Origin of the sequence: Nocardioides sp. GCM10023255, from assembly GCF_042653125.1 — a bacterium.
GTDB lineage: Bacteria > Actinomycetota > Actinomycetes > Propionibacteriales > Nocardioidaceae > Nocardioides.
In genome coordinates this window covers 421381-448055 of sequence record NZ_JBHSHU010000005.1, presented here as the reverse complement: position 1 = coordinate 448055, position 26675 = coordinate 421381, and the positions used below count along the sequence as shown (strand labels likewise).

Here is a 26675-nt window from a genome sequence, read left to right as displayed (position 1 = left end):
GGGTGATCGGATGGGAGCAGCCGTCGCGGGACCCACCCGCGCCGGCTGCCGGGTGAGGGTGATGCGGGTCCGGGTTCGGCTGCTGGGTCGGTTCGAGGTCGTCGTCGACGGCCGGCCCGTGCCTGCCCCGAGCTGGCGACGCCAGTCGGCAAGCCGGCTGGTCAAGCTGCTCGCGCTGCAACCGTCGTACCGCCTGCACCGCGACCAGGTCATCGACGCGCTGTGGCCGGACGTGCCGGCCGACACCGGGTCCACGCGCCTGCACACGGCGGCCCACTACGCGCGTGCCGCGCTCGGCGAGCCCCGCAGCATCGTGGTGGCACAGGGAGTCGTCGCCCTCTTCCCGGACGCCGACGTCGAGGTCGACGTCACGGCCTTCGAGCAGGCTGCGGGGGCCGCCCGCGGCGCCCAGGACGCGCAGCACGCCACGGCGGCGGCCGCGCTGTACGCCGGCACCCTGCTGCCCGAGGACGTCTACGAGCCCTGGACCGAAGAGCCTCGCGGGCGCCTCCGGTTGCAGCACCGGGAGGTGCTGCGCGCGGCCGGTCAGTACGACGCGCTCGTGGCCGACGACCCCCTCGACGAGGACGCCCAGATCGAGATGGTCCGCGACCTGCTTCGGCAGGGGCGGCGGCACGACGCGATCGAGTCCCTCGACCGGATGGCGCAGGTCCTGGAGCGGGAGCTCGGTGTCGAGCCGTCCGAGGCCGCACGTCAGCTGCGTGCGGAGGCCGAGGCGATGCCGGCCGGGGCTGGCACTGCGGGGGGCTCGCGGCCGGCGCGTGCGGTGCTGCCCGCTGCACGGAACCGCCTCATCGGTCGGAGCAGGGACCTGGACGACCTGGCTGGGCTGCTGTCGCGGCACCGGGTCGTCACGATCACCGGGCCGGGCGGTGTCGGCAAGTCCACGCTGGCCCTGGCCCACGCGAGAGCCGTGCAGTCCGCGGACGGCTCCGAGGCCGAGGTCGTCCTCGCGGAGCTCGCACCGGTCCGCGAGGCGGGCGAGGTCACCAGGGCCGTCGCCGAGGCGGTCGGCGTGCAGGGCGAGGGAGCGGTCCGCGCCCCGGTGCTCGCGGCGACACTGGGACGGAGGCCGGTGCTGCTCGTCCTCGACAACTGCGAGCACCTGCTGGACGAGAGCGCGGCCCTCGTCGACGCGATCCTCGACGCCGGCGACGCGGCGCGGGTCCTGGTCACCAGCCGCGAACCGCTGCGGGTCGACGGAGAGGCCGTGCACCGTCTCGGTTCGCTGGGCTCCGGCGCCGCGGAGCTCTTCGTCGACCGGGCGGCGGCCGCGGCCGGGGCGGACGTCGCGGAGGTTGACGACCCGAGGGTCGCCCTGCTCTGCGCGCGGCTGGACGGGCTGCCGCTGGCCATCGAGCTCGCGGCCGCCCAGCTGCGGCACCTGAGCCTCGACGACCTGGTCCGCCGGCTCGACGACCGGCTGACCCTGCTGGCGGGGGGTCGGCCCCGGGCCGGTGCGCGGCACTCGGCGCTCTCGGCCACGATCGACTGGAGCTACCGGCTGCTCTCCGGCCGGGACCGCGACGTCTTCGACCGGCTGGGCGTGTTTCCCTCGACGTTCGACCTCGACGCCGTGGTCGCTGTCAGTGGTGCGCCTGACACGGCCGTCGTGACGAACGTCGTGGGCGACCTGGTCGCGAAGAGCCTCGTGGTGCACGAGCGGTCGAGCGGGCGCTACCGGCTGCTCGAGACGATCCGGCTCTTCGCCGCCCAGCGGCTTGCCGAGTCCGGCCGGCACGCCGAGGTCGTCGAGCTGCTCCGACGGCACGTCGTGGACCGGGCCTCGGCGACGTCCCGGACGGGGGCCTGGCTCTCCACCTCCCTCGCAGCGCGCAGCCGCGACGACCTCGACAACGTCCGCCTGGCGTTCGAGGCGAGCCTGGACCGCGGTGACCTCAGCGGCGCCGTCGACGTCGCGCTCGGGATCAGCATGCTCTGGCGCAACGCGGTCTCCTACGCCGAGGGCCGCCGATGGGTCGGCGAGCTCCTCGCGAGCGACCTCGCCGACAGGGACCGGCTGTGGGCGCTGCTGCTGTCGGCCGACGTCGCGCTGGGGGCGGGTGATCCCCGCACCATGCGCGCGGCGGCCACCAGGGCGGCGCGGCTGGCCGAACGGGTCGATGACCCGGGCGCCTCGGTGGTCGTCCTCGTCTACGAGGCGCTGGTCCACCTCGACGACCCCGCCCGCGCGACCCGGAGGCTGGAGGCGGCGGGCCGGCTGGCCCGCGACATCGGCGAGCCCGGCCTCGCCCGGCTCGCACGCGGCTACCGCCTGGTCACCCTCCGCATGCAGGGGCCGTGCGAGGGACTGGCCGACGAGGCCCACGACGTCGTGGAGACCGTGGGCGCGCGCGACTACGACCGCTACCTCTGCCACTGGGCAGCCAGCCTGCTCGCCCTGGTGGAGCGAGACGCTCCCCTGCTGCGCCGGCTGATGGATGCGCAGCTGCGCGACCTCGCCGCGACCGGGCTGCGCGAGAACTGGCTGACGATGTACTGGAGCGCTCTCGCCCTCGTCGTGGAGGGCGAGGACTACGTCGACCAGCTGCGGCGCTCGCGCGCCCGGGCGGAGGCGGAGGGCCGGGTGGCCGACGCGGACTGCGTCCTCGCCCTCGCGTGCGCGGCCGCCCGTCGTGACGACTGGGAGGAGGCGGCCGAGCTGGTGGGGGCAGCGGCCGGCAGGCTGATGGACGACACGGCAGGCTTCTTCCACCTGATGCTCGTTCGCGACCAGATGGTGCGGCCCCGGCTGGACCCGGAGGTGTTCGCCGCCGCCACCGCCCGCGGCGCCCGGAGCGATGTCGCGGCGATCCTCGCCGCGCACGGGCTCTGACGTGGAGGGACCGACCATGCACCGTCGTCGCCGCGGCGCGTCAATCTTGATCCATTCCAGAAACCGCACCATACTTCCCGCCATGCCCACCACGTCGGACTGCGAGCACATGCTTCGCGGCGCCGCCCTGCGCGTCACCCGCCCGCGGGTGGCCGTGCTCGCGGCGGTGCACGACAACCCGCACGCGGACACAGACTCCCTGATCGGCGCCGTGCGCGCCGAGCTCGGAGACGTGTCGCACCAGGCCGTGTACGACGTGCTCCGGGCCCTCACCGCGGCCGGCCTGGTGCGCCGCATCCAGCCCTCGGGCTCGGTCGCCCGCTACGAGGCCCGGGTCGGCGACAACCACCACCACGTCGTGTGCCGGTCGTGCGGCGTCATCGCCGACGTCGACTGCGCGGTGGGCGCCGCCCCCTGCCTCGACGCGGTGGAGGACCACAGCTTCGTCATCGACGAGGCCGAGGTCACCTACTGGGGCCTGTGCCCCACCTGTTCGGCAGTTCCATCCCCTCAGTGATCGTCCGGAAGGAAGCACATGACTGACAGCCAGGACCCCAACGCTCCGCACGCGAGCGCCCAGGGCGTGGATCGCACGGAGTCCGGCGGGTGTCCCGTCGCCCACGACTCGGCGACCTCGCACGGGAGCGAGAGCGAGAACCCGGCGATCGACTCGCCGACGCCGAGGACGGGCGGCCGCCCGCGGACCAACAAGGACTGGTGGCCCAACCAGCTCGACCTGTCGGTGCTGCACGCACACTCGCCGAAGGGCAACCCGCTGGGTGCCGACTTCAGCTACGCCGCGGAGTTCGCGAAGCTCGACGTCGAGGCGCTCAAGCGGGACCTCGTCGAGGTCCTCACCACCTCGCAGGACTGGTGGCCCGCCGACTTCGGCCACTACGGCGGCCTGATGATCCGGCTGAGCTGGCACGCCGCCGGCACCTACCGGATCCACGACGGGCGCGGCGGTGCCGGTGACGGCAGCCAGCGCTTCGCCCCGCTCAACAGCTGGCCGGACAACGCCAACCTCGACAAGGCCCGCCGTCTGCTGTGGCCGGTCAAGCAGAAGTACGGCCAGAAGATCTCGTGGGCCGACCTGCTGGTCCTGGCCGGCAACGTGGCCATGGAGTCCATGGGCTTCGAGACCTTCGGGTTCGGGTTCGGTCGTGAGGACGTCTGGGAGCCCGAGGAGATCATCTGGGGCCCCGAGGACGACTGGCTGGGCGACGAGCGGTACGTCAGCGACGCCGAGATGGCGCCCGAGGTCGGCGCGACCGAGATGGGCCTCATCTACGTCAACCCCGAGGGACCCCGCGGCAGCGGCGACCCGCGCGCGGCCGCGCACTTCATCCGGGAGACCTTCGCCCGGATGGCGATGAACGACGAGGAGACCGTCGCCCTCATCGCCGGTGGTCACACCTTCGGCAAGACCCACGGCGCCGGTGTCGCCGACGACCACGTCGGCCCGGAGCCGGAGGGGGCTCCGCTGGAGGCCCAGGGGCTCGGCTGGCTGAGCACCCACGGCTCCGGCAAGGGGGCCGACACGATCACCAGCGGCCTGGAGGTCACCTGGACCGACCGCCCCACCGAGTGGAGCAACCGCTACTTCGAGATCCTGTTCGGGTACGAGTGGGAGCTGACCACCAGCCCGGGCGGCGCGAAGCAGTGGGTCGCCAAGGACGCAGAGCCGATCATCCCCGACGCCTACGACCCGGCCAAGAAGCACGTGCCGACCATGCTGACGACCGACCTCTCGCTGCGGTTCGACCCGACGTACGAGAAGATCTCGCGCCGCTTCCTCGAGAACCCCGACGAGTTCGCGCTGGCCTATGCCAAGGCCTGGTACAAGCTGCTGCACCGCGACATGGGACCGGTCAGCCGCTTCCTCGGGCCGTGGGTGCCGGAGCCCCAGCTGTGGCAGGACCCCGTGCCGGCCGTCGACCACGAGCTGGTCGGGGACGCCGATGTCGCTGCCCTCAAGGCGAAGGTGCTCGACTCCGGGCTGACCGTCGACCAGCTCGTCGCCACCGCGTGGGCCTCGGCCGCCAGCTTCCGGTCCACCGACAAGCGCGGCGGCGCCAACGGCGCGCGCATCCGGCTCGAGCCGCAGCGCAGCTGGGAGGTGAACCAGCCCGAGCAGCTCGCCACCGTCCTCGCGAAGCTGGAGGACATCCGGTCCGAGTTCAACGCGTCGGGCGGCGCGAGGATCTCGCTCGCCGACCTCATCGTCCTCGCCGGCTCCGCGGCGGTCGAGAAGGCGGCCAGGGACGCCGGCGTCGACGTGACGGTGCCGTTCCACCCCGGTCGCACCGACGCCACCCAGGAGCAGACCGACGTCGACTCGTTCGCGGTGCTCGAGCCGCGTGCGGACGGCTTCCGCAACTACCTGCGGACCGGCGAGAAGCTGCAGCCGGAGACGCTGCTGGTGGAGCGTGCCTACATGCTCGGCCTCACCGCTCCGGAGATGACCGTCCTGGTCGGCGGCATGCGGGCACTCGGCGGCAACGTGGGCGGCGCGCAGCACGGCGTCCTCACCGACCGTCCGGGCGTCCTGAGCAACGACTTCTTCGCCAACCTGCTGGCCCCCGGCACGCAGTGGAAGACGTCGGAGTCACAGGAGAACGTCTACGAGATCCGGGACCTGGCCAGCGGCGACGTGCGGTGGACCGCCACGGCCGTCGACCTGGTGTTCGGCTCGAACTCGCAGCTCCGCGCGCTCGCCGAGGTGTACGCCAGCGACGACGCCACGGAGAAGTTCGTGCACGACTTCGTGGCCGCGTGGACGAAGGTCATGGAGCTCGACCGGTTCGACCTGGCCTGATCGCGAGCTGATCCGTGAGGAGGGCCCCACCACCGGGTGGGGCCCTCCTTCGCGTCTCCAGCCCGGCACGGGCACGCGCGGCGCACCCGATCTCACTCGCCCCGGATGAGTCGCGGACGACCCGGCGCGGGGACGATCGTCGTGTGCACGCGGACGAGCGACAGGCGATGGACCAGGTGGTGGAGTCCCTCTGCCGGGCGTTCCCCGACCTTCCCGACAGCCGGGTCCGGGAGTGCGTCGACCGCGTCCACGCTGATCTCGACGGCGCCCGGGTGCGGGCCTACCTGCCGATCCTCGTGGCCCGCGAGGCGAGGGCCGAGCTGTCCGCCGTCGTCGACCGGGCGGGTCCTGACGTGCTCGACCCGGCGGACCCAGTCGGGGTGTCCCTCGCGTCGCGGTGAACCACGGCATCGGTGATGCGACCGTCGACGACGGTGACGAGCTCGTCGAGTGCGTCCCGGTGCACGAGATCGTGGGTGACGAGCAGCGTGGCAGTACCGCGCTCGTGGGTGAGGCGCGCGATGAGGCGCATGATCGCGGCGCCGCGCTCGCGGTCCAGTGCGCTGGTGGGCTCGTCGATGAGGAGCGCCTCGGGACCGTGGACGAGAGCGCGGGCGATCGCGACACGCTGCCGTTGGCCGCCGGAGAGCTGTGCGGGTCGCTTGCCGGCCTGCCCGGACAACCCGACGGCGTCGAGGAGCTCGTCGACGCGGGCACGGACGGTGCGGCGTCGTCCGCGCCTGTCGTGACCGCCGAGCTCGGCCATGACCTCGAGCTGCTCCCGCGCGGTCAGGGACGGGAGCAGGTTGGACTGCTGGAAGACGATGCCGATGCGTTCGCGACGCAGTGCGGTCGCGTCGTCGCGCGAGAGCAGGGCAGCGTCGGTGTCCCCGATCCGGACCGATCCGGAGTCAGGGCGGATGAGGGTCGCGGCGAGCGCCAGGATGCTCGACTTCCCCGAGCCCGAGGGGCCGGTGATCCCGGTGACGACCCTGGGCCGGCCGGTCAGGGAGACGCGGTCGACCGCGGTGAGGCGGGTGGCTCCGTCGGCGAAGGTGAGGGTTACGTCCTCGAGCGCGATCATCGGTTGCTCCCGAGGGCGGCGAGGGGGTCGGAGGACGTGACCGTCCGCAACGCGACGGCGGCGCCGGCGAGCCCGAGCGCGATCATCGCGATCCCGGGGGCAACGGTGGTGAGCGGGCTGAGCAGGAAGGGAAGCGCGTCGGCCGCGAGCCTGCCGAGCGCAACGACGGCGAGCAGACCGGCGCCGATACCGGCGACCAGCACGACGAGCGCCTGTCCGAGTGCGTCGCGCACGAGCGAGCCGGTGCTGGCGCCGAGAGCCTTCAGGACGGCGACGTCACCGGCGCGCTGCATGGTCCAGACGGTGAAGAACGCCCCGACGACCAAGGCCGACACGCCGAAGAGCATCGCGATCATGAGGCCGAGCGACCCGACCTCGGACTTGAAGGTCTCCAGGGCGGTCAGGCTCGCCAGCCGTGTGGACGCGGTGGTGTGTGTGGTGCCGGCGAGACGGCCCCAGTCGGGGTCCCCACTGACGGCGAGCACGGTGACCGCGCCGGTGCCGCCGAGGCTCCGGTCCGCGACTGCCCAGGCGGCGGGGCTCAGCACGACGACGGGACTGTGGCTGAACCACAGGTCGGTGCCGACGATGGTGACCTCGTAGGTGGTGGCCGCGATCGTCACTTGGTCGCCCCGGCCGACGCCGAGCCGGTCCGCGGCGCCGGAGGACAGTCCTATCTCGTCGTCGCGGGATGGAGCGAGGTCGGTGATCCCGGAGGGACCCCCCGCACCGTCGACAATGCCATGGGGGATGCCGAGCAGGGTGACGGCGGTGGGTTCACTGCTGCCCGTGGCGCGACCCTGCACGATCCCGATAGGAACGACGGCGTCGACCCCGTCGGCGCGCTCCCAGGCCTCGACGGTCTTCGAGCTGACGGCCGAGTCGGCGAAGCTCGGCGCGCCGGTCGCGGGCTGGCGGAGCACGAGCCGGTCACCGGGCAGCTGGAGCACGGCCGAGACGTTCTGTGAGGCCAGCCCGCCGGTGAGACCGGCCAGGAAGCCCACGAGGAGCGTGATGAGTGCGACGACCGACCCGATGAGCACGAAGCGCCCGCGGGCGAAGCGGAGGTCTCGCCAAGCGACGAACACGTGGATTCCTTCCTTGTCGCGGTCCATCCACGACGTCTCCACCAGACTGCTTCCCGCGCGCGGCGCTGCCATCGCCGAACGGATGGGTCCTGCGATCGAACTTTCGGTTGATCCACCAGGCCCGGACGCTCCGTACGCTGGGGATGCCATGTCGCACAACGCCCTCACGCCCGTCTTCGTCGGGCTGCGCACCGGCCTGCACGTCCTCGTCGCCGCCCTCCTCGTCCTCGTCACCGTGCAGATCGTCGTGGGCGACAGGTCGTCGGCGTGGGCGGCTCTCGTCGCGGCCGCCGCCTTCGCCGGCGTCTACCTCCTCGGATCGCGGATCGCGAAGGTCGACGAGGCAAGACGGGAGACGTTCGGCGCATCCTGGTTGCTGGCGCTCACGCTGGTGTGGGTCGCGCTGCTGGCGCTGACCCCCGAAGCCGCGTACCTCGTCTTCCCGCTGTTCTTCCTCTACCTCCACGTGCTGCCACCGAAGGTGGGTCCGGGGGCGGTCGTGGTCGCGACCCTGGTGGCGATCGTGGCGCTCGGGTTCCACACCGGCTTCACGGTCGGCGGAGTGGTGGGACCCGTCGTCGGCGCCGGCGTGGCACTCCTCATCGGTCTGGGCTACCGGGCACTCGCCCGCGAGGCCACCGAACGTGAGGCCCTGCTGGTCGAGCTCGTGGCCACGCGCGACCAGCTCGCCGCCACCGAGCGGGAGCAGGGCGTGCTCGCCGAACGCGCCCGCCTCGCGCGCGAGATCCACGACACCGTCGCCCAGGGACTCTCCAGCATCCAGCTGCTCCTCCACGCCACCGAACGCGCCGACGCCGACCGTCCCGGCGTCGAGCACCTCCGGCTCGCTCGACAGACTGCGGCTGAAGGATTGGCCGAGACGCGCCGCTTCATCCGTGAGCTGAGCCCACCAGCACTCGACCAAGGCCTCGGGACCGCTCTCGGACGACTCGCCGAGACCCACCGGTCGGTCAGCGGCCTCGTCGTCGAGTTCGAGGCGCCCGCGTCTCTCGACCTGCCGATGCCCGTCCAGACCGCGCTGCTGCGGAGCGCGCAGGGCGCGCTCGCGAACGTCGTCCAGCACGCGCAGGCGAGCCATGTCCGGATCACGCTCACCGACGACCGGCCACTCGTGCGCCTCGTGGTCGCCGATGACGGAATCGGCTTCGATCCGGCGGTGGTCCGGGCCCGTTCGTCGTCCGACTCGTTCGGTCTTCGAGCCATCGAGGAGCGTGTCGAGCAGCTCGGCGGCACTCTCGACGTCGTCACCCGCCCCGGGCACGGCACCACCCTGGTCGTCACCGTCGTGCGGGGCCCCCTGTGATCCGCATCCTCATCGCCGACGACCACCCCGTGGTCCGTGCCGGCCTCCGCGCACTCCTCGACCCGGAGCCCGACCTCGACGTGGTCGGCGAGGCCGCGACGCCCGGTGCGGCGGTCGAGCTCGCCGAGCACCTCTCGCCTGAGCTCGTCCTCATGGACCTCCAGTTCGCCGACGGGAGCACCGGGGCAGACGCGACGCGCCGCATCCGGGCGATGGAGGCAGCCCCCTACGTGCTCGTCCTGACCAACTACGACACCGACGTGGACATCCTCGGCGCGATCGAGGCCGGCGCCAGCGGCTACCTCCTCAAGGACTCCCCGCCGCACGAGCTCATCGCGGCCATCCGGGCCGCCGCCGCCGGGGAGAGCGCACTCGCGCCCACCATCGCCGGCCGACTGCTCGAGCGGATGCGAGCCCCCCAGGTCAGCCTGTCGGCCCGCGAGATGGAGGTCCTTCGGCTGGTGGACTCAGGGGCATCCAACGCCCAGATCGCCGCGCGGCTCCACATCACGGACGCCACCGTCAAGTCGCACCTGGTCCATGTGTACTCGAAGCTCGGGGTGAGCTCACGCACCGCCGCGGTCTCGACGGCCCGCTCGATGGGTGTGCTCCGCTGAACCCACCCCTGGCCGGAGCTCATCGGCGACGAGGGGCGATGCCCGCGCCCGGTGCGGTTGCCCGGATCGGCTCACGTTCGGCGGTCGAGCGGCCGATACTCGGTGCGACGACTCCCCCGGACCAGGACCGCCGATGCCCCGCTGCGCAGCCCCGCCACGCCCACTCCGCACCCCCACCCGCCGGTCGCTCGCCTGCCTGCTCGGCCTGGTCTCGCTGCTGCTGGTGCTGGACGGCCCTGCTGCCGGCGGCCACCCTCCGGGTGATCCGGCTCCGCGGACCGAGGCAGCCACCAACCCGCTGGCCGGCCACCCCTGGGGTGTCTACCTCGGGCCGCAGGAGCAGTCGTGGCAGCCCTGGGTCAACGCCACCGGACGTCGCAAGGAGCTGCTCGGCAAGATCGCGCTGCGGCCGAAGTCCAAGTGGTTCGGCACCTGGTCGGGGAGCCCGGCGCAGATCGGGTCGAAGGTCCGCACCTACATCGACAACGCCACCCGGGGCGACCCGGACGTCCTCGTGCAGATGACCGTCTTCCGGATGGTGCCGTGGGAGGCCGAGGTCGACGACCGGCTCCCCACGCGTCGCGAGCGGCGCACCTACAAGGCCTGGATCGACGCCTTCGCCGCCGCCGTCGGCGACGACACCCGGGCTGCGATCGTCCTGCAGCCGGACGGTCCCCTGGCCCTGGAGGCACCGCACGGGTCGCTGCTGCCGTCGCGCCTCATCGCGTACGCCGCCGCCCGCTTCGGGGGCCTCGCGCACACCGCGACGTACATCGACGCCGGTGCCTCGGACTGGCCGGCGGGTCGGCCGGACCTCGCCGCGACGATCCTGCAGCGGGCCGGCGTCGAGCACGTGCGCGGCTTCGCGCTCAATGCCACCCACTACACCTCGACCGCGGACAACATCGCCTACGGCAGTCGGGTGGTCGCCGAGCTGGCGCGCCGCGGCCTGCCGGGCAAGCACTTCGTCGTCGACACCGCCGAGAACGGCCGCCCGTTCGAGTTCTCGGACTACCGCGGCTCCCACCCGAACAACGCCAAGGTGTGCACGACCGCCGAGGAGCGCCGGTGCGTGACGCTCGGGATCCCGCCCACGACCCGGGTCGCCGACCGTCGCTGGGGACTCTCGGCGCAGCGGCGCGAGCAGGCCCGGGCGCACGTCGACGGCTACCTCTGGTTCGGCCGGCCCTGGCTGTACATGCAGACGGACCCCTTCTCGATGGAGCGCGCGCTGGCGATGGCTCGTACGACGCCGTACTGACGGCGCCGCACGAGCCGTTCGGCGACCCCTACAGCGGGGCCGGGACCCGGTCCAGGAACCCGAGGACCGCCTCGATCCGGCCGTCCGCGTCGGTCAGCAGCACGTCGAAACCGATGACGAGCGGCTCCGCCCCGGCCGGCCCGAGCCCCCACTGGAACCGGGCCTGGCCGTGGTGGGCGTCGACGTCGTCGTGCAGGCTGAAGACCATCCCGGCGAACTGCGCCTGGACGGCGCCGATGGTCGCGGCGATCTGCTCGGGTCCCTGCACGTCGGCGAGCGGGTCGACGTAGCGACCCGTCGGCGCGAACAGGCTGCTCACGGCCGCCGTGCGGGCGGTCTCGTCGGTCTCGTTCCACGCGTCGATGTAGTCGCGGACCAGCTGGGTGAAGTCGGTCATGACACTCCCTCGGTAGGCCCGGCGCCCGGTGCGCCGGTGATGCCGGGATCGTGGCCGGCCGACGGGCGGCTGGTCGATTACGTCGGAGGTCATCGCGGCGCGCCGCCGGGTGCGGTGGAATCGGGCCATGACGATCGCCCACCAGCAGCGGCCGCCGGTCGGTCACCTGCTCCGCAGCTGGCGCCAGCGCCGGCGCCTCACCCAGCTCGACCTCGCGCTCAGCTCCCAGGTGTCCGCGCGGCACCTCAGCTTCGTCGAGACCGGGCGTTCGCGGCCGACCCGCGAGATGATCCTGCACCTCTCGGAGACCCTCGACGTCCCCCTGCGCCAGCGCAACGAGCTCCTCCTGGCGGGCGGGTTCGCCCCGGCGTACCCCGAGCACCAGCTGGCGGACGCGCCGATGGCGGCGATCAGCGACGCGATCAACCGGATCCTCGACGCGCACGACCCCTACCCGGCGGTCGTGGTCGACCGGCACTGGGAGCTGGTGGCCGCCAACCGTGCCACCGCCCTCCTCCTGGACGGGGTGGCCGGGCACCTGCTCGAGCCTCCGGCGAACGTGCTGCGGCTGAGCCTGCACCCCGAGGGCCTCGCGCCCCGGATCTCGAACCTCGCGGAGTGGCGGGCCCACCTCCTCGGGCGGCTCGAGCGGCAGGCCCAGTCCACCGGGGACGCCGCGCTGGCGGTCCTGCTCGACGAGCTGCGCGCACTGCCGGGATCGACGGACGGGAGCGGGCACCGCGACGCTCTCGTGGTGCCGTTGCGGTGCCGCGTCGGCGACGTCGAGCTGTCGCTGTTCAGCACGACCACCGTCTTCGGGACGCCGCTCGACGTCACCGTCGCCGAGCTGGCGATCGAGACGTTCTACCCCACCGACGCGAGCACGGCGGAAGCCCTGCGGGGGCTCGCCGCGGTGCGGGCCTGAAGAGGGTCAGCCGGCGTACATCTCGTCGAGCAGCGGCCGGTACGCCGCCTCCACGACCTTGCGCTTGACCTTCATGCTCGGCGTGAGCTCGCCGGCCTCGACCGACAGATCGTGGTCGAGGATCCGGAAGTCCTTGATCGTCTCCCACCGGTTCAGGCGGCTGTTGACCTCGTCGACGCAGCCCTGCACGTACGCCCGCGCGGCGGGATGCGTCGCGAGCTGCTCGTAGTCCAGCTCCGCCAGGCCCTGCGCACGGCCCCACTGGGCCAGCGCCTCGGGATCCAGGCTGATCAGCGCGGTCGCGTACTTGCGGCCGTCGCCGTGCACGAGCACCTGGCTGACCAGCGGGCAGACGGCCTTGACCAGCATCTCGATGGACTGGGGCGCGATGTACTTGCCGCCGGAGGTCTTGAAGAGGTCCTTCTTCCGGTCCGTGATCCGCAGCCGCCCCCGCTCGTCGATCTCGCCGATGTCGCCGGTGGCGAACCAGCCGTCGGGGCTGAGCACCTCCGCCGTGGCCTCGGCCAGGTGGTGGTAGCCGCGCATGATGCCGGGTCCTCGCAGCAGGACCTCACCGTCGTCGGCGGTCCTCACCTCCGTGCCGTCGATCGGCGGGCCGACTCGGCCGAACACCGGGTCCTCGGGTCGGACGATGCACGCCCCGGCGCTGCTCTCGGTCAGCCCGTAGCCCTCGAGCACGAGGATCCCGGCCGCGTGGAACCACGCCGCCACGTCCGGGGACAGCGCCGCGCTGCCGGAGACCAGGTAGCGGATCCGGCCGCCCAGCCGGTCCCGGATCTTCGAGAGCACCAGCCGGTCCGCGACCGCGTGCTGCACGCGTACGACGGCCCCCGGTCGCCGGCCCTCGAGCCGCGCCCGGGAGACCCGGCCGCCGACCCCGAAGGCCCAGGTGAAGAGGGCGCCCTTGACGCCGCCCTCCTCCTCCATCGTCTGGAGGATCTTGCCGTGGACCTTCTCGAAGATCCGCGGGGGTCCGGCCATGAACGTGGGCCGCACCTCGGCGAGGTTGTCCACGATCGCCTCGATCCGGCCGTCCACAGCCGTGGGGAACCCGATCTGCAGCTGCACCGCCTGCAGCATCTTGCCGAACGAGTGCGACAACGGCAGCCAGAGGTACTGCAGGTCGTCGGTCGAGAGGATGTCGAGGCTCTCCGCGCCGGCACCGATGTAGGTCCAGCACCGGTGCGGGAGCTCGACGCCCTTCGGCCGGCCAGTCGTCCCGGAGGTGTAGATCAGCGTCGCCAGGTCCTCCGGTCGGACTGCCGCCACCGCGTCGTCGACCGCGGACGGGTGATCGGCCAGGTGCCGCTCCCCCAGCGCCCGCAGGTCGTCGAGGCCCATCACCCAGTCGCCGTCCGGTTTGCCGTCGAAGGTGACCACCCGGACCAGGTCGGGCAGCCGGTCACGCTGGTTGCGCAGCTTCTCGACCTGGCTGTCGTCCTCGGCGAAGACGATCCGTGATCCGCTGTCGGCCAGGATGAATCCGACGTCCTCGGCGCCCGTCGTCGGGTAGACGGTCGTGGTGGCCGCCCCCGCACAGGTGATGGCGAGGTCGGCGTACAACCACTCGACGCGGGTGCTGCTCGCGATCGCCACCCGCTCCTCACGCCCGATGCCCATCGCCAGCAGTCCGGCGGCCAGGGTCCGCACCGTCTCGCCCGTCCGGGCCCAGGTGACCGACTCCCAACCACGCGGCGTGGGGTAGCGGAACGCCTCGGCGTCGGGTGTCGCCGCGACCCGGTCGTAGAACAACCGGGCCACCGAGACCGCCCCCGCCGGTGAGTTGGTGCCGGTCTGCTGCTGGGTCTGCTGCCCCACGGCTGGTCCGTCCCTTCGCGTCCGACCCCCGCGCCTCCAGCCTCGGCGTGGACCTCGGGCCCGCCTAGGGGACTAGGTCCCGGGGGCCGTCCCGTCGTGTGTCTACCCTTCTCGGCAGCGACGCCGGCTGACGGCCGGCCCGGAGACCGTGGAGGAAGCCTTGCCCGACGTCATCGTGTGCGGCCCCGCGTCGTGGAACCACGTGGTGTGGCTCGACGCGCTGCCCCGCCCCGTCCCGCACATGGAGTTCGCCCGGGACGACCGGCTGACTCTCGGCGGCACCTCGGCAGGGAAGGCGCTGCACCTCACCGACCTGGGGCGTACGACGGTCCTGCACACCGTCGTGGGCACCGACCCGGTGGCCGAAACGATCCTCGCGTCGCTCGCCGCAGCCGGGGTCAGCGTCTCGGCCGAGGTGGCCGAGGGACCCAGCGAGCGGCACCTGAACCTGATGGGCCCGGGTGGCGAACGCGTCTCGCTCTACCTCGGCGTACCCGCCGCGGTGCCCGCTCCGGCCCCGGCGGCCCTGCGGGACGCGCTGCCGGGGGCGCGGGCCGTCGTCCTCGACCTGTCGTCGCGCTCGCGGGACCTGGTGGAGGAGGTCCGCGGCAGCGACGTCCCGCTGTGGACCGACCTGCACGACTACGACGGCGTGTCGGACTTCCACCAGCCGTTCCGGGACGCCGCGTCCTACGTGTTCATGAACGCCGACAAGCTGCCCGACCCCCTCGTCCTCCTGCGGCGCCTGGTCGAGCAGAGGGCCGACGTCGCCGTCTGCACGCTCGGCGCCGAGGGCGCGATCGCCGTCGACCGGGACCAGGTCGTCCACCGGGTCGCCGCCGTACCGGTGGTCGAGGTCGTCGACACCAACGGTGCGGGCGACGCCTTCATGGCCGGCTTCCTGCACGCCACCCTGGACGGAGCCGGCACCCGCGACGCTCTCGCGGCCGGCGCGGCCCAGGCGGCACGGGCGCTGACGACCGTGCACCTGAGCCCGCTCCTCGACGGGGCCTAGTCGGGCGAGCCGCTCGGCACCGCCGGAGACCTCGTGCCGCGGAGGTCGGCGGACTCGCCGATGAGGGTGCTGCGCAGTGCCTCCACCTCGTGGCGCACCCTGGCCAGCGAGGCCGACCCGGCGGACGAGGTGTCCGCCAGGTCCGACTCGAGGGCGTGCAGCGCCTCCTGCAGACGGCCCAACCGGTCCCGTACGTCGGCATCCCTGGCCGGGTCGACCCCGACTCGGTCCCGGAGCATCGCGGCCTGCTCCGCCTGCACGCGCCCGGCCTGCCACAGGTCCACGAACACCTGGACCTTCGCGCGCAGGATCCAGGGGTCGAACGGCTTCGAGAGGTAGTCGGCACCGCCCGCCACGTAGCCGCGGTAGGAGCTGCTGAGGTCCTTGTCGACGGCGGTCAGGAAGATGATCGGGACGTCCTTGGTGCGGGTCCGGCGCTTGATCCGGGTGGCCGTCTCGAAACCGTCCATGCCCGGCATCTGGGCGTCCAGCAGGATGAGGGCGAACTCGTCCCGGAGCAGGGCACGCAGCGCCTCGTCCCCCGAGCTCGCGCGCACCAGGTCGAGGTCCAGCGACCCGAGGATCGCCTCCAGCGCCATCAGGTTCTCGGGCCGGTCGTCGACCATGAGGATCTTCGCGCGCCCGGACGCGCTCATGACAGCCACGACCGGATGACCGACAGCAGCTGCTCCACGTCCACCGGCTTGGTGACGTAATCCGACGCACCCGCGGTCAGGCTGTTGTCGCGGTCGCCCGGCATCGCCTTGGCGGTCAGCGCGATCACCGGCAGGTCGCGGAACGTGGGCATCTTCCGGATCTCCCGCATGGCGGTGTAGCCGTCCATCCCCGGCATCATCACGTCCATCAGCACCAGGTCGATGTCGGGCTCCTGCCGGAGCATCCCGAGGCCCTCCTCGCCGTTGCCCGCGTAGAGCACGTCGATGCCGTGCTGCTCGAGGGCGCTGGTCAGGGCGAACACGTTGCGCACGTCGTCGTCGACGATGAGGATCCGGCGACCCGCGAGCGCCTGCTCGCGCTCGGCGTCGCCCTCGCCGGCCGGGTCCGGCCCGGTCAGGCTCGTCACGTCGGAGCGGTGCAGGAACAGGGCGGTGCTGCGGACCAGGTCCTCGTCCGTCTCCGGGCGCGCGAGGGTGAGCCTCTCGGCGTACTTCTCGAGGCGGGCCTCGTCGCGCGACGAGAGGTCCTGGGCACCGGTGACGACCACGGGGGTGTGCAGCAGCTGCTTGCGCGACCGCACCCGTCTCAGCACCTCGAACCCGCCGCCGCCGGGCAGCCCGAGGTCCACGACCACGCAGTCGAAGGGTGCTCCGCCGAACGCCGTCGCGGCCTCGTCGGGCGAGCCGACGATCTCGACCTCGATCCCGCCCGAGGACTCGAAGCGCTCCGCGACCGCCGCTCCGGGGCTGCCGGCGTCGCCGGTGACGACCAGGAGCCGGCGCTTGGTGCGGGCCAGGAAGCCCTCGAGGTGCTCGAGAGCGGCGTCGACCTTGGAGCGGGTGAACGGCACCTCGATCACGTCGAGCGACCCCGCCTGCCAGGCCTGGTGGGTGGTCTCCGCGGCCGCGGACATGTGGGCCGCGATCATCGGGACGTCGCGGGTGCGGTCGAGGCGCTTGAGCAGGTGGTGCAGCGAGGTCCCGTCGTGGGACGACATGTCCATGCCGATCACCATGCCGTCGGGCTGCCGCTGCTCCGCGATGGCGAGCGCGCGGTCGGCGTAGGCGGTCGCGAGGACCTTGAAGCCGTGGCTGCGCCCCACCTCGACCGCCGCGCGGCAAAGGTCGGCGTCGGACAGCGCGACCAGCAGGACGCGGTCCCCCGGCAGCACGTCACCCTCGTCGTCGTCGACGTGCTCCTGGAGCCGGTCCACGACCTCGGGCTGCGCGGCCGGCGCCGACGTGGTCCCGCCGACCGGCGCCGTCGGCCCGGCCGTGCGTCCGCCGACGTACTGGACGGGCAGGTAGAGCGTGAACTTGCTGCCCCGGTCCGGCTCGCTCTCGACGTGGATCTCACCGCCGATCAGGCGGGCGATCTCCCGGCTGATCGACAGGCCCAGACCGGTGCCGCCGAACTTGCGGCTGATGGTGCCGTCGGCCTGCTGGAAGGCCTCGAAGATCGTGCGCAGCTGCTCGGGCGGGATGCCGATGCCGGTGTCGGTGACGTCGAACGCGAGCACGCTGTCGGCGACGGTCAGGGCGGGGGTGGTGAAGTTCTTCTCCTCGCTGCGCCGGATGGCCAGCGTGACCTCTCCGTACGACGTGAACTTCACGGCGTTCGAGAGCAGGTTGCGCAGCACCTGCTGCAACCGGTGCTGGTCCGAGACGAGCGTCGGCGGCACGTCCTCGGAGACCCAGACCGAGAAGCGCAGGTCCTTTTCCGCGGTGAGCGGCCGGAACGTCGCCTCGACGTACTCCACGATCCCGGAGACCGCGACGGTGGCGGGGTGCACGTCCATCTTGCCCGCCTCCACCTTGGACAGGTCGAGGATGTCGTTGATCAGCTGCAGCAGGTCCGTGCCGGCGCTGTGGATGGTCTGGGCGAACTCGACCTGGCGGCCGTTGAGGTTCTGGTCGGGGTTGTCGGCGAGCAGCTTGGCGAGGATCAGCAGCGAGTTGAGCGGGGTGCGCAGCTCGTGGGACATGTTCGCGAGGAACTCCGACTTGTAGCGCGACGAGAGGGCGAGCTGCTCGGCCCGGTCCTCCAGCGCCCGGCGTGCGTCCTCGATCTCGAGGTTCTTGATCTCGATGGCCCGGTTCTGCTGGGCCAGCAGGCTCGCCTTCTCCTCGAGCTCGGCGTTGCTCTGCTGCAGCTCGCGCTGCTGGGTCTGCAGCTCGCCCGACTTGTTCTGCAGCTCGGCCGCGAGCCGCTGCGACTCCACCAGCAGCGCCTGGGTGCGCGAGCTGGCGATGATGGCGTTGAGCGAGACGCCGATGATCTCCATCAGCTGCTCGAGGAACTGCAGGTGGACCACGCTGAACGACCGGAACGACGCCAGCTCCATGACGCCGAGGACCTGCTCCTCGAACACCACGGGCAGGATCACGATGGTCAGGGGCGACCCCTCCCCCAGTCCCGAGGAGATCCTCAGGTAGTCCGGAGGCACGTCCGTGACGAGGATGCGCTCACGGCCGTCGGCGGCCTGGCCGACCAGCCCCTCGCCGAAGGCGAAGGCGTCGGGCACCCCGGCGACCGGTCGGTGCCCGTACGACGCGATCCGGCGCAGCATCCGGCCGCCGTCCTGGCCGTTCTCGCCGAGGAAGAACGTCCCCGCGGTCGCCCCCACGAGCGGGGTGAGCTCGCTGACGATCAGCTGGGTGACGTCGAGCAGGTCCCGCCCGCCCTGCATGTGCCCGGTGAACCTCGCCAGGTTGGTCTTGAGCCAGTCCTGCTCCTGGTTGGCCCGGGTGGTCTCGCGCAGGTTGTCGATCATCTGGTTGAGGTTGTCCTTGAGCTCCGCGACCTCGCCCTGCGCCTCGACGGTGATCTGCTGGCTCAGGTCGCCCTGGGTGACGGCCGTGGAGACCTCCGCGATCGCACGCAGCTGGGTGGTCAGCGTGCCGGCGAGCTGGTTGACGTTCTCGGTCAGCTTGCGCCACGTGCCGGAGACGTCGGCGACCTCTGCCTGGCCGCCGAGCTTCCCGTCGGTGCCGACCTCGCGGGCCACGCGGGTCACCTCGTCGGCGAACGACGAGAGCTGGTCGACCATCCGGTTGACGGTCGTCTTCAGCTCGAGGATCTCGCCGCGGGCGTCGACGTACGTCTTCTGGGTCAGGTCGCCGTGGGCCACGGCGGTGGTCACGAGGGCGATGCTGCGCACCTGGCTGGTCAGGTTGCCGGCCATCGAGTTGACGCTGTCGGTGAGGTCCTTCCAGGTGCCCGCCACGCCGCGTACCTGCGCCTGCCCGCCCAGGATGCCCTCGGTGCCGACCTCGCGCGCCACGCGGGTGACCTCGTCGGCGAAGGCACGCAGCGTATCGACCATCGCGTTGATGGTGCTGGCCAGCGCCGCCACCTCGCCGCGGGCGTCGATCGAGATCTTCTGGCTGAGGTCGCCGCGGGCGACCGCGGTGGACACAGTGGCGATGTTGCGCACCTGGTTGGTGAGGTTGGACGCCATGGAGTTCACCGAGTCGGTGAGGTCGCGCCAGGTGCCGGCCACGCCCGGCACCCGTGCCTGGCCACCGAGCATCCCCTCGGTGCCGACCTCGCGCGCCACGCGGGTGACCTCGTCGGCGAAGGAGGAGAGCTGGTCGACCATCGTGTTGACGGTGCTCTTGAGCTCGAGGATCTCCCCGCGCGCGTCGACGGTGATCTTGCTGGTCAGGTCGCCCTGCGCGACCGCGGTGGTGACCTCGGCGATGTTGCGGACCTGCGAGGTCAGGTTGGCCGCCATCATGTTGACGTTCTCGGTGAGGTCCTTCCAGGTGCCGGAGACGTCGTGCACGTCGGCCTGGCCGCCGAGCCGGCCCTCGGTGCCGACCTCGCGCGCGACGCGGGTGACCTCGTCGGCGAAGGAGGAGAGCTGGTCGACCATCGTGTTGACGGTGTCCTTGAGCTCGAGGATCTCCCCGCGGGCCTCGACCGTGATGGTGCGGGTCAGGTCGCCCCTGGCCACCGCGGTGGTGACCTCGGCGATGTTGCGCACCTGGGCGGTGAGGGTGCCCGCCATGAAGTTCACCGAGTCGGTCAGGTCGCGCCACGTGCCGGAGACACCGGGCACGGCGGCCTGCCCGCCCAGCCGGCCCTCCCCGCCCACCTCGCGCGCGACGCGGGTGACCTCGTCGGCGAACGACGAGAGCTGGTCGACCATCGTGTTGACGGTGTTCTTCAGCTCGGCCAGCTCGCCGCGGACGTCGACGGTGATCTTCTGGCTCAGGTCGCCGCGCGCGACCGCCGTGGTCACCTGCGCGATGTTGCGCACCTGGTTCGTGAGGTTGGACGCCATGGAGTTCACCGAGTCGGTGAGGTCCTTCCACGTGCCTGCGACCCCCGGCACGTCTGCCTGGCCGCCGAGGATGCCCTCGCTGCCGACCTCGCGGGCGACCCGGGTGACCTGGTCGGCGAAGGAGGAGAGCTGGTCGACCATCACGTTGACGGTGCTCTTCAGCTGGGCGAGCTCGCCCTTGACGTCCACGGTGATCTTCTGGCTGAGGTCGCCGCGGGCCACCGCCGTGGTCACCTGCGCGATGTCGCGCACCTGCGCGGTGAGGTTGTCGGCCATGTAGTTGACCGACTCGGTGAGGTCCTTCCAGCGACCGGCCACGCCGGGCACGTCGGCCTGCCCGCCGAGGATGCCCTCGGTCCCGACCTCGCGGGCCACGCGGGTCACCTCGTCGGCGAAGGTCTGCAGCGTCGCGGTCATCGAGTTCAGGGTCTCGGCGAGCTCGGCGACCTCGCCCCGGGCGCTCACGGTGATCTGCTGGCTCAGGTCGCCGCGCGCGACCGCCTGCGCCACCGAGGAGATGCCGCGGACCTGGCTGGTGAGGTTGGACGCCATCAGGTTCACCGAGTCGGTGAGGTCCTTCCAGGTGCCCGAGACGCCGCGCACGTCGGCCTGGCCGCCCAGCCGGCCCTCGGTGCCCACCTCCCGCGCCACGCGGGTGACCTCGGAGGCGAACGACGACAGCTGGTCGACCATCCGGTCCACGGTGTCCTTGAGCTGGGCCATCTCACCGGATACCTCGACGGTGACCGTGTGCGAAAGGTCGCCGTCGGCCACCGCGGTCGTCACGAGGGCGATGTCGCGCACCTGCGCGGTCAGTCGCGAGGACATCGTGTTCACGGCGTCGATCAGGTCCCGCCAGCTGCCGTCGGCGTCGCGGACGCGGGCCTGGCCGCCCAGCTTGCCCTCGGTCCCGACCTCGCGCGTCACCCGGGTGATCTCGTCGGCGATGGACGAGAGCCGGTCCACCAGCCCGTTCACGCTGCGGGCGACCCGCAGCGGCTCGCCGCGCAGGGACTGCCCGTCGAGGCGCAGGTCCATCCGCTGGGTCAGGTCACCGTCGGACATGGCGGCCACGACGCGGGCGAACTCGCCGGTGGGACGCACCAGGTCGGTGACGAGGCTGTTCGCGGCATCGACGCACCTGGTCCAGCCGCCCTCGCCCAGCCCCGGCTGGAGGCGCTCGCTGTGCCGTCCCTCCCGCCCGGCGACCCGCTGGACCCGGGTCAGCTCCGAGAGGATGTGCTGCTGCCGGTCGGCGATGTCGTTGTAGGCGATCGCCAGCTCGGTCAGGAGTCCCTCCCCCGAGACCGGGAGCCGCTTGCGGAAGTTGCCGTCACGCATGGCGTTCAGCGCGGCGAGGAGCCGTCTGAGCTGGGCGGCGTCCGTCTCGCCGTCGGTGTCGGGGCGTGGGCGGGTCTCGCGCCGATCCGTCTTCTTGGTCGTGCTCGTGGGCATCCGGATCTCCTCGGTCGCCAGTCGACCTGAGTCTGTCACCATGAGGGGACTCCGCCAACGTCCCCCGAGGCGACCATGACCTCATTCCCGGTGCGCGCGCAGCAGTCCTTCGCCGCGGACGCGTCCTGCGTCGCCGACGCGCGCCGCTTCACCAGACGGACGCTCGAGGAGTGGGGGGAGGACGAGCTCGCCGACACCGCCGCCCTCATCGTGAGCGAGCTGGTCACCAACGCGGTGGTCCATACCGGCACCACCGCCCGGCTGACCCTCGGCCTGCGGGGACGCAACCTCCGCATCGACGTGGAGGACCAGCACCCCGGCCACCAGCTCCCGGTCGTCCCCGGCCGGCCGCCGGACACGTCCGAGCACGGCCGTGGCCTCGTGATCACGACGAGCCTGTCGACCGCGTGGGGCGTGGAGTACACCCGCACCGGCAAGCGGGTCTGGGTGGTCTGCGGGCACGAGTCGGGCGCCGTCGGCGGTGACGGCGTGGTCGCCGCGCCCGGGCCGGCACAGCGCACGCACGTCGCCGTCGTCGAGCTCTCCGGCTCCGGCGTCGTGACTGCGTGGAACGACGATGCGACCGCCTTGCTCGGCTGGCGGTCGGACGACGTGGTGGGGCGTCGGTACGCCGACCTGCTGGACGGTGTCGACGGCAGCAGCCCTCCGGAGGACCTCGACGCGCCCGACGGCGATCGGGTCTGGCGCGGCAGCTATGCCGTGGCCTGCCGCGACGGCAGCAGCGCGACGGTGTTCGCGTCGCACGCCCCGGCGGCGGACCGCACGGGGACCATCGTCCTGATGGTCGCCGAGGCGCAGCGCGCGCTTCTCGAGCACCCCGCCTCGTCGCCCGCCCCGGCCGGCGCCGGCCACCCGACAGCCGCGTCGTTCGGCCTACGACCCGACGCCCTGGTCCGGCTGGGCGTCGAGGACTACCTCAGCCTGGCCGCCGAACGGGTGCGCGATCCCGTCGGGGCGGACGCGACGTACGTGCTCCTCGCGCACGACTTCGACGACGAGCTCGAGGTGGTGGCGGTGAGCGGGCTCCCCGAGCAGCTGCTGGGCACCCGGCTCCCCCGCGGTGCGGCCGGCACACCCGACACCCACAGCACGGCGCTGCCGGTCGTCGTGCCGGACCTCGCCGAGCACGACGTGGCGCTGCTGGCCGGGACCGGGCTGCGCTCCCTGGTGGTCGTCCCCCTCACGGTCGAGGGGAAGGTCGTCGGTGCCCTGGGGGCGGCGTCGGCGGTGGCGCGCGGGTTCGACGACGTCGCGTCGGCCCGGCTCCAGCAGTTCGCCGACTCCATCGCCCTCACGGCCGACCGCGGCCGGCTGCAGGCGTCCGAGCGCGAGCGGCGGGGGTGGCTCAGCTTCATCGCCGAGGCCGGTGACCTGCTTGCCGGATCGCTGGACCAGGACATGACCATGGCCATCACCGGGCAGGTCGTGGTCCCCCGGGTCGGTCGCTGGTGCGCCATCCACCTCGCCGACGAGCGCGGGAAGCTGGTCCTGCAGCAGGTCTGGCACGAGGACGAGACGCAGGCCGACGAGCTGCGCAGTGCCCTCGAGGCGACCCCTGGCGACGAGCTCGCGGGCGGGACGGCCACGGTCGTCGGCTACTCCCTCACGTCCATCCCCCTGGTCGCGCGGGGGAAGCGCATCGGTCTGCTGACGGTCGGACGCTCCCGCGGGGACCGGCTGCGCGGCGAGCTGCTGCTGGTCGCGGAGTCCGTCGCCAGGCGGGCCGCGCTGGCCATCGACAACGCCCGCGCGCACGGGGCCCTCCAGGCCGCCGGTCGGGCGCTCCAGGAGAGCCTGCTGCCACCGTCGGTGCCGACGGTCCCCGGCCTGGACGTCGGCGTCGTCTACGAGGCCGCCGGCCAGGACGCCGCTGCCGGCGGGGACTTCTACGACCTCTTCCCCGCCGGGAACGGGTCGTGGTGCTTCGTGGTCGGCGACGTCTGCGGCACGGGGGCTCAAGCCGCGGCCGTGACGGGGCTGGCGCGACACACCATCCAGGCCTTGGTGCGGGCGGGCCTGCCGCCGGCCGCGACCCTCGAACGCCTCAACACCGCGATCCTCGAGGAAGGGGCCCGGTCCAGGTTCATGACGCTGGTGTGCGGGGTCCTGCGCCCCGAGGGTGTGCAGGTGCGGCTCGAGCTCGTCAACGCCGGCCACCCCCCGCCGTACCTCGTCTCCGGGGACGGCTCCGTCGGCGAGATCGGCGCCCCGCAGACGCTGCTCGGTGTCGTCGACCACGTCGCCTACGTCGCCGAGACCCACACCCTGCACCGGGGGGACCTGCTGGTGACCGTCACCGACGGCGTGCTCGAGAGGCGGGACGGCGAACGCATGCTCGGTGAGGACGGGTTCCCCGACGAGCTGGCCGCCGCGGCACACCTGCCGGCCCAGGCCGTGGCCGACCGGGTGCGCCGGCTGGTCGCCGAGTTCAGCGACGAGCCCCAGCACGACGACCTGGCGGTCCTGGCGATCCGGGTCCGCCCGCAGGTCCCGGCGGGCGACCCGGATCGCTGACGCTCAGAGCGCCTTCAGCATCTCCTCGGCCAGCGGCGCGGAGGACGCGGGGTTCTGCCCGGTGTAGAGGTTGCGGTCGACCTCGACGTGGGGAGCCCAGGGCTCACCCTCCTGGAAGTCGGCCCCGAGCTCGACCAGGCGGTCCTGGAGCAGCCACTTCGCCTTCTCGGCGAGCCCCGCCTGGGTCTCCTCGGCGTTGGTGAAACCGGTCAGCCGGTAGCCGGCGAAGGGCGACGCGGCGGCGTCCGAGCCGGTGGCGAGCAGCGCGGCCGGCGCGTGGCACACGATCCCGAGCGGCTTGCCGGCCGCCAGCGTGGCGCTCAGCAGCGCCCCGGAGGTGGGGTCGACCGCGAGGTCCTCCATGGGGCCGTGGCCACCGGGGTAGAACACGGCCGCGTAGTCGTCGAGCTCGACGTCCTCGAGCGCCACCGGCTCCCGGAGCTGGTCGATCTTCTCCAGCTCGGTGCGGATGGCGTCGGCGTTCTCCTGGCCGCCGTTCGCGTCGGCGGCGAGGCTGCCCTGGTCGACGACCGGGACCACGCCACCCGGGGTGGCCACCACGATCTCGTGACCGGCCTGCGTGAACGCGCGGTACGGCGCGACGAGCTCCTCGGCCCAGAAGCCGGTGGGGTGCTGGGACCCGTCGGCCAGGGTCCAGTGCTGTGCTCCGGTGACGACGAACAGGATCTTGCTCACGGCGTTCTCCTCCAGGGTCGGTTTGCCTACGCCCGGGACAGCCACCGTGGGCGTCGGATCATTCCCCGGGCGTCCCTCGTGGGACGCGCGTCACCCGGTTCTCAGGAGGCGAGCCGGTTCCTGCTGTCGAGCAGCGCCTGACGCAGGTCCCGCACCGCCTTCTCGAGGCCCTCGCGCAGGGTGCCACCGATGCTCGTGGCCGTCGAGGTGGCACCCTCGAGCTGGTTGCGCACGTCCGCCCAGCGGCTGCGCACCTGCTGCATCAGGGACTCCACCTTGTCGTTGGCCTCCATCGAGGCGAGGTGCAGCTGGACCTCGAGGTCCTCCACCCTGGCCTGCCACTGGTCGAGCTGTGCCTGGGCGAGCTGGCGGTGTAGCTCGCTCTGCCTGGTCCGCAGCTCCTCGATCTGGCCCTCGAGTCGTGCGATGCGCTCTTCTTCATCGGTCATGTCCCCACCGTTCCAGCAGCGACGGACGGTCCGGAGGGGCCGTCGGTCCCCCCGACGGGGGTCGTTCGCTCACCGTGCGCCGCGGTGGGGCTCCCGCCGGCTGAGGACCCGCTCACGGAACGGGTGGCTGCTCACGTGGTGGTCGAGGAAGTGCTCGACCTCGATCCGGTCCACACGTCCTCTGGCGAGCGCGGTCGCGGCGACCCGGGCGTTCTCCCGCGCGGCATCCTGACCGGCGAGGCGCTCTGCGGCTGCGGTCGCCCAGCGGACGAGTCGGGGCTCCATCGGTTCCTCCCACACGGTGGCCACGCGTACCCGGACAGGCACGCCCGGCCCACTCAACCGGGCGGGTGACCCCGTCGACAGGGACCAAGGTCCCGAACAGCCACCCGCTCGGACGACCCGGGCGTGATCAGGTCTGGGGAGACAGCTCGTCCTCGGTCAGGGCGAGGTCGGCCGCGATCTCCGGACGCGCCGGGTGCATGGGAGTGATCTCCACGGGGCACCGCGACTCGCGGATCAGGGCCCGCGTGGTGGACCCCAGCGGGAGACCCACCGGCATCCCGTGCCCCCGGCGTCCCAGCACCAGCAGGTCGGCGCCCTCGGTGGCCCCGAGCAGCGCCGCGGCGGGGTCCTGGTGGCGCACGTCGTGGTCCACTTCGACGTCCGGGTAGGCCGCCCGCAGCTGGGAGGTCGCCTGGCGCAGCTGCTCGCCGAGCGACGTCGTCCACTCGTCGGCCTCGCGCGCGCTGACGATGGCCTCGTCGTAGGGCCGCTGGAGCTTCCAGGTGTGCAGCACGCGCAGCCGGGCCCCACGGGCGCTGGCGGCCACGAACGCGTGCGAGAGCACCTCGTGCGCGTGCCGCGGGTCCTCGACGCCGACCACCACCTGGCCCCGGTCCCCCGCCTGCCACACCATCGGGATGCACACGACCGGGCAGTGGGCCCAGGTGGCGACGCCGGTGGTGGTGGACGCGGTGAAGACCCTGCCGAGCAGGGTCCGGTCGCGGTGGCCCAGGACCACCATCCGCGCGTTCTCGCTCTCCTTGACCAGCACGTGCACGCGGCGTCCGGTGCGGGTGACCTTCTCGAGCGGGATCATCCCGTCCCAGGCGGACCGGGCGGCGGTCTCGGCCTCCCGCATGATCTTGCGGGCGACCTCGTCGTAGATCTCGAAGCCGGCGGCCGGCACGATGGGCGCGGTCGCGGCGAGCTCGGGCAGCACGTGGACGAGCCGTACGCCGCATCCCGCGCGTCTGGCCTCGCCCATGGCGAACTGGACGGCGTGGAGCCCCTGCTGCGTCCCGTCCACTCCCACGACGATCGGAGCCCTCAGTTCAACGTCCATC

General features: G+C 72.5%; 19 protein-coding genes and 1 pseudogene. 10 read left to right on the top strand and 10 right to left on the bottom strand.

The features are described 5' to 3' along the window. The first annotated feature begins 10 nt into the window (after window positions 1–10). The 4 genes and pseudogenes from ACFO9I_RS11210 to ACFO9I_RS11195 form a co-directional block, all read left to right on the top strand. Entirely contained in the window at window positions 11–2857 is a 2847-nt protein-coding gene (locus ACFO9I_RS11210; protein WP_379180774.1) for an AfsR/SARP family transcriptional regulator, read from the top strand. An 82-nt stretch (window positions 2858–2939) separates the two neighbouring features. Continuing rightward, complete coding sequence (locus ACFO9I_RS11205; protein ID WP_379180772.1) at window positions 2940–3374, top strand: Fur family transcriptional regulator; 435 nt, start codon at window positions 2940–2942, stop codon at window positions 3372–3374. An 18-nt stretch (window positions 3375–3392) separates the two neighbouring features. Continuing rightward, window positions 3393–5675 (top strand): catalase/peroxidase HPI, encoded by a 2283-nt coding sequence (katG, locus tag ACFO9I_RS11200; protein ID WP_379180770.1) that lies wholly within the window; start codon window positions 3393–3395, stop codon window positions 5673–5675. Between the two features lie 167 nt (window positions 5676–5842). After that, window positions 5843–5938 (top strand): annotated as a pseudogene (locus ACFO9I_RS11195) (three-helix bundle dimerization domain-containing protein); the annotation flags it as partial. Window positions 5939–5955: 17 nt separating this feature from the next. On the opposite strand, the gene ACFO9I_RS11190 reads toward ACFO9I_RS11195, so the two are convergent. Continuing rightward, a complete protein-coding gene (locus ACFO9I_RS11190) occupies window positions 5956–6759 on the bottom strand; it encodes an ABC transporter ATP-binding protein (RefSeq protein ID WP_379180768.1) in 804 nt (267 codons plus the stop codon). Further along, window positions 6756–7889 (bottom strand): ABC transporter permease, encoded by a 1134-nt coding sequence (locus ACFO9I_RS11185; RefSeq protein ID WP_379180766.1) that lies wholly within the window; start codon window positions 7887–7889, stop codon window positions 6756–6758. Before ACFO9I_RS11185 ends, ACFO9I_RS11190 begins: the two co-directional genes overlap by 4 nt. A gap of 106 nt (window positions 7890–7995) precedes the next feature. Here ACFO9I_RS11185 and ACFO9I_RS11180 point away from each other — a divergent pair, with 106 nt between their 5' ends. The 3 genes from ACFO9I_RS11180 to ACFO9I_RS11170 all read left to right on the top strand — a co-directional run bounded on the left by ACFO9I_RS11180 (window position 7996) and on the right by ACFO9I_RS11170 (window position 11049). After that, window positions 7996–9171 carry a sensor histidine kinase gene (locus ACFO9I_RS11180; RefSeq protein WP_379180764.1) on the top strand — a complete coding sequence of 392 codons (1176 nt, stop codon included), beginning with the start codon at window positions 7996–7998 and terminating at the stop codon, window positions 9169–9171. Continuing rightward, the gene (locus ACFO9I_RS11175) at window positions 9168–9788 is read left to right on the top strand and encodes a response regulator (protein WP_379180762.1); all 621 of its coding nucleotides are present in this window, start codon (window positions 9168–9170) and stop codon (window positions 9786–9788) included. Before ACFO9I_RS11180 ends, ACFO9I_RS11175 begins: the two co-directional genes overlap by 4 nt. A gap of 133 nt (window positions 9789–9921) precedes the next feature. Then, window positions 9922–11049, top strand: a complete 1128-nt coding sequence (locus ACFO9I_RS11170) for a glycoside hydrolase family 6 protein (protein ID WP_379180760.1) — start codon at window positions 9922–9924, stop codon at window positions 11047–11049. A gap of 28 nt (window positions 11050–11077) precedes the next feature. Here ACFO9I_RS11170 and ACFO9I_RS11165 read toward each other — a convergent pair whose 3' ends face one another. Further along, entirely contained in the window at window positions 11078–11446 is a 369-nt protein-coding gene (locus ACFO9I_RS11165) for a nuclear transport factor 2 family protein (protein WP_379180758.1), read from the bottom strand. Between the two features lie 127 nt (window positions 11447–11573). Between ACFO9I_RS11165 and ACFO9I_RS11160 the strand changes: the two genes are divergently transcribed. Next, window positions 11574–12371, top strand: a complete 798-nt coding sequence (locus tag ACFO9I_RS11160) for a helix-turn-helix domain-containing protein (RefSeq protein ID WP_379180756.1) — start codon at window positions 11574–11576, stop codon at window positions 12369–12371. Between the two features lie 6 nt (window positions 12372–12377). Here ACFO9I_RS11160 and ACFO9I_RS11155 read toward each other — a convergent pair whose 3' ends face one another. Next, window positions 12378–14210, bottom strand: a complete 1833-nt coding sequence (locus ACFO9I_RS11155) for an AMP-dependent synthetase/ligase (protein WP_379180754.1) — start codon at window positions 14208–14210, stop codon at window positions 12378–12380. Between the two features lie 160 nt (window positions 14211–14370). Here ACFO9I_RS11155 and ACFO9I_RS11150 point away from each other — a divergent pair, with 160 nt between their 5' ends. Continuing rightward, the gene (locus ACFO9I_RS11150; RefSeq protein ID WP_379180752.1) at window positions 14371–15225 is read left to right on the top strand and encodes a carbohydrate kinase family protein; all 855 of its coding nucleotides are present in this window, start codon (window positions 14371–14373) and stop codon (window positions 15223–15225) included. Here ACFO9I_RS11150 and ACFO9I_RS11145 read toward each other — a convergent pair. Together ACFO9I_RS11145 and ACFO9I_RS11140 are read right to left on the bottom strand one after the other, a co-directional pair. Then, window positions 15222–15881, bottom strand: coding sequence for a response regulator (locus ACFO9I_RS11145; protein ID WP_379180750.1), 660 nt, complete (start codon window positions 15879–15881; stop codon window positions 15222–15224). The genes ACFO9I_RS11150 and ACFO9I_RS11145 overlap by 4 nt on opposite strands. Next, the gene (locus ACFO9I_RS11140) at window positions 15878–21646 is read right to left on the bottom strand and encodes a HAMP domain-containing protein (protein ID WP_379180748.1); all 5769 of its coding nucleotides are present in this window, start codon (window positions 21644–21646) and stop codon (window positions 15878–15880) included. Before ACFO9I_RS11140 ends, ACFO9I_RS11145 begins: the two co-directional genes overlap by 4 nt. 75 nt (window positions 21647–21721) lie before the next feature. Here ACFO9I_RS11140 and ACFO9I_RS11135 point away from each other — a divergent pair, with 75 nt between their 5' ends. Further along, window positions 21722–24181, top strand: coding sequence for a SpoIIE family protein phosphatase (locus tag ACFO9I_RS11135; RefSeq protein ID WP_379180746.1), 2460 nt, complete (start codon window positions 21722–21724; stop codon window positions 24179–24181). Window positions 24182–24184: 3 nt separating this feature from the next. On the opposite strand, the gene ACFO9I_RS11130 is transcribed toward ACFO9I_RS11135, so the two are convergent. From ACFO9I_RS11130 to ACFO9I_RS11115, 4 genes are all read right to left on the bottom strand, one after another. Beyond that, window positions 24185–24877: a type 1 glutamine amidotransferase domain-containing protein gene (locus ACFO9I_RS11130; RefSeq protein WP_379180744.1), complete on the bottom strand. Its 693-nt coding sequence runs from the start codon at window positions 24875–24877 to the stop codon at window positions 24185–24187. Window positions 24878–24978: 101 nt separating this feature from the next. After that, a complete protein-coding gene (locus ACFO9I_RS11125) occupies window positions 24979–25326 on the bottom strand; it encodes a hypothetical protein (protein ID WP_379180743.1) in 348 nt (115 codons plus the stop codon). Between the two features lie 69 nt (window positions 25327–25395). Further along, a complete protein-coding gene (locus ACFO9I_RS11120) occupies window positions 25396–25611 on the bottom strand; it encodes a hypothetical protein (protein ID WP_379180741.1) in 216 nt (71 codons plus the stop codon). A gap of 127 nt (window positions 25612–25738) precedes the next feature. After that, complete coding sequence (locus tag ACFO9I_RS11115; protein WP_379180739.1) at window positions 25739–26674, bottom strand: universal stress protein; 936 nt, start codon at window positions 26672–26674, stop codon at window positions 25739–25741. Window position 26675 lies beyond the last annotated feature (1 nt).

Bases quoted from the DNA above. Each gene is read 5' to 3' on its own strand.
- ACFO9I_RS11125 (WP_379180743.1), bottom strand. From the start codon at position 25,326: ATGACCGATGAAGAAGAGCGCATCGCACGACTCGAGGGCCAGATCGAG.
- ACFO9I_RS11170 (WP_379180760.1), top strand. From the start codon at position 9,922: ATGCCCCGCTGCGCAGCCCCGCCACGCCCACTCCGCACCCCCACCCGC.
- ACFO9I_RS11160 (WP_379180756.1), top strand. From the start codon at position 11,574: ATGACGATCGCCCACCAGCAGCGGCCGCCGGTCGGTCACCTGCTCCGC.
- ACFO9I_RS11135 (WP_379180746.1), top strand. From the start codon at position 21,722: ATGACCTCATTCCCGGTGCGCGCGCAGCAGTCCTTCGCCGCGGACGCG.
- ACFO9I_RS11205 (WP_379180772.1), top strand. From the start codon at position 2,940: ATGCCCACCACGTCGGACTGCGAGCACATGCTTCGCGGCGCCGCCCTG.
- ACFO9I_RS11180 (WP_379180764.1), top strand. From the start codon at position 7,996: ATGTCGCACAACGCCCTCACGCCCGTCTTCGTCGGGCTGCGCACCGGC.
- ACFO9I_RS11115 (WP_379180739.1), bottom strand. From the start codon at position 26,674: ATGGACGTTGAACTGAGGGCTCCGATCGTCGTGGGAGTGGACGGGACG.
- ACFO9I_RS11165 (WP_379180758.1), bottom strand. From the start codon at position 11,446: ATGACCGACTTCACCCAGCTGGTCCGCGACTACATCGACGCGTGGAAC.
- ACFO9I_RS11140 (WP_379180748.1), bottom strand. From the start codon at position 21,646: ATGCCCACGAGCACGACCAAGAAGACGGATCGGCGCGAGACCCGCCCA.
- ACFO9I_RS11210 (WP_379180774.1), top strand. From the start codon at position 11: ATGGGAGCAGCCGTCGCGGGACCCACCCGCGCCGGCTGCCGGGTGAGG.
- ACFO9I_RS11120 (WP_379180741.1), bottom strand. From the start codon at position 25,611: ATGGAGCCCCGACTCGTCCGCTGGGCGACCGCAGCCGCAGAGCGCCTC.
- katG (WP_379180770.1), top strand. From the start codon at position 3,393: ATGACTGACAGCCAGGACCCCAACGCTCCGCACGCGAGCGCCCAGGGC.
- ACFO9I_RS11190 (WP_379180768.1), bottom strand. From the start codon at position 6,759: ATGATCGCGCTCGAGGACGTAACCCTCACCTTCGCCGACGGAGCCACC.
- ACFO9I_RS11145 (WP_379180750.1), bottom strand. From the start codon at position 15,881: ATGAGCGCGTCCGGGCGCGCGAAGATCCTCATGGTCGACGACCGGCCC.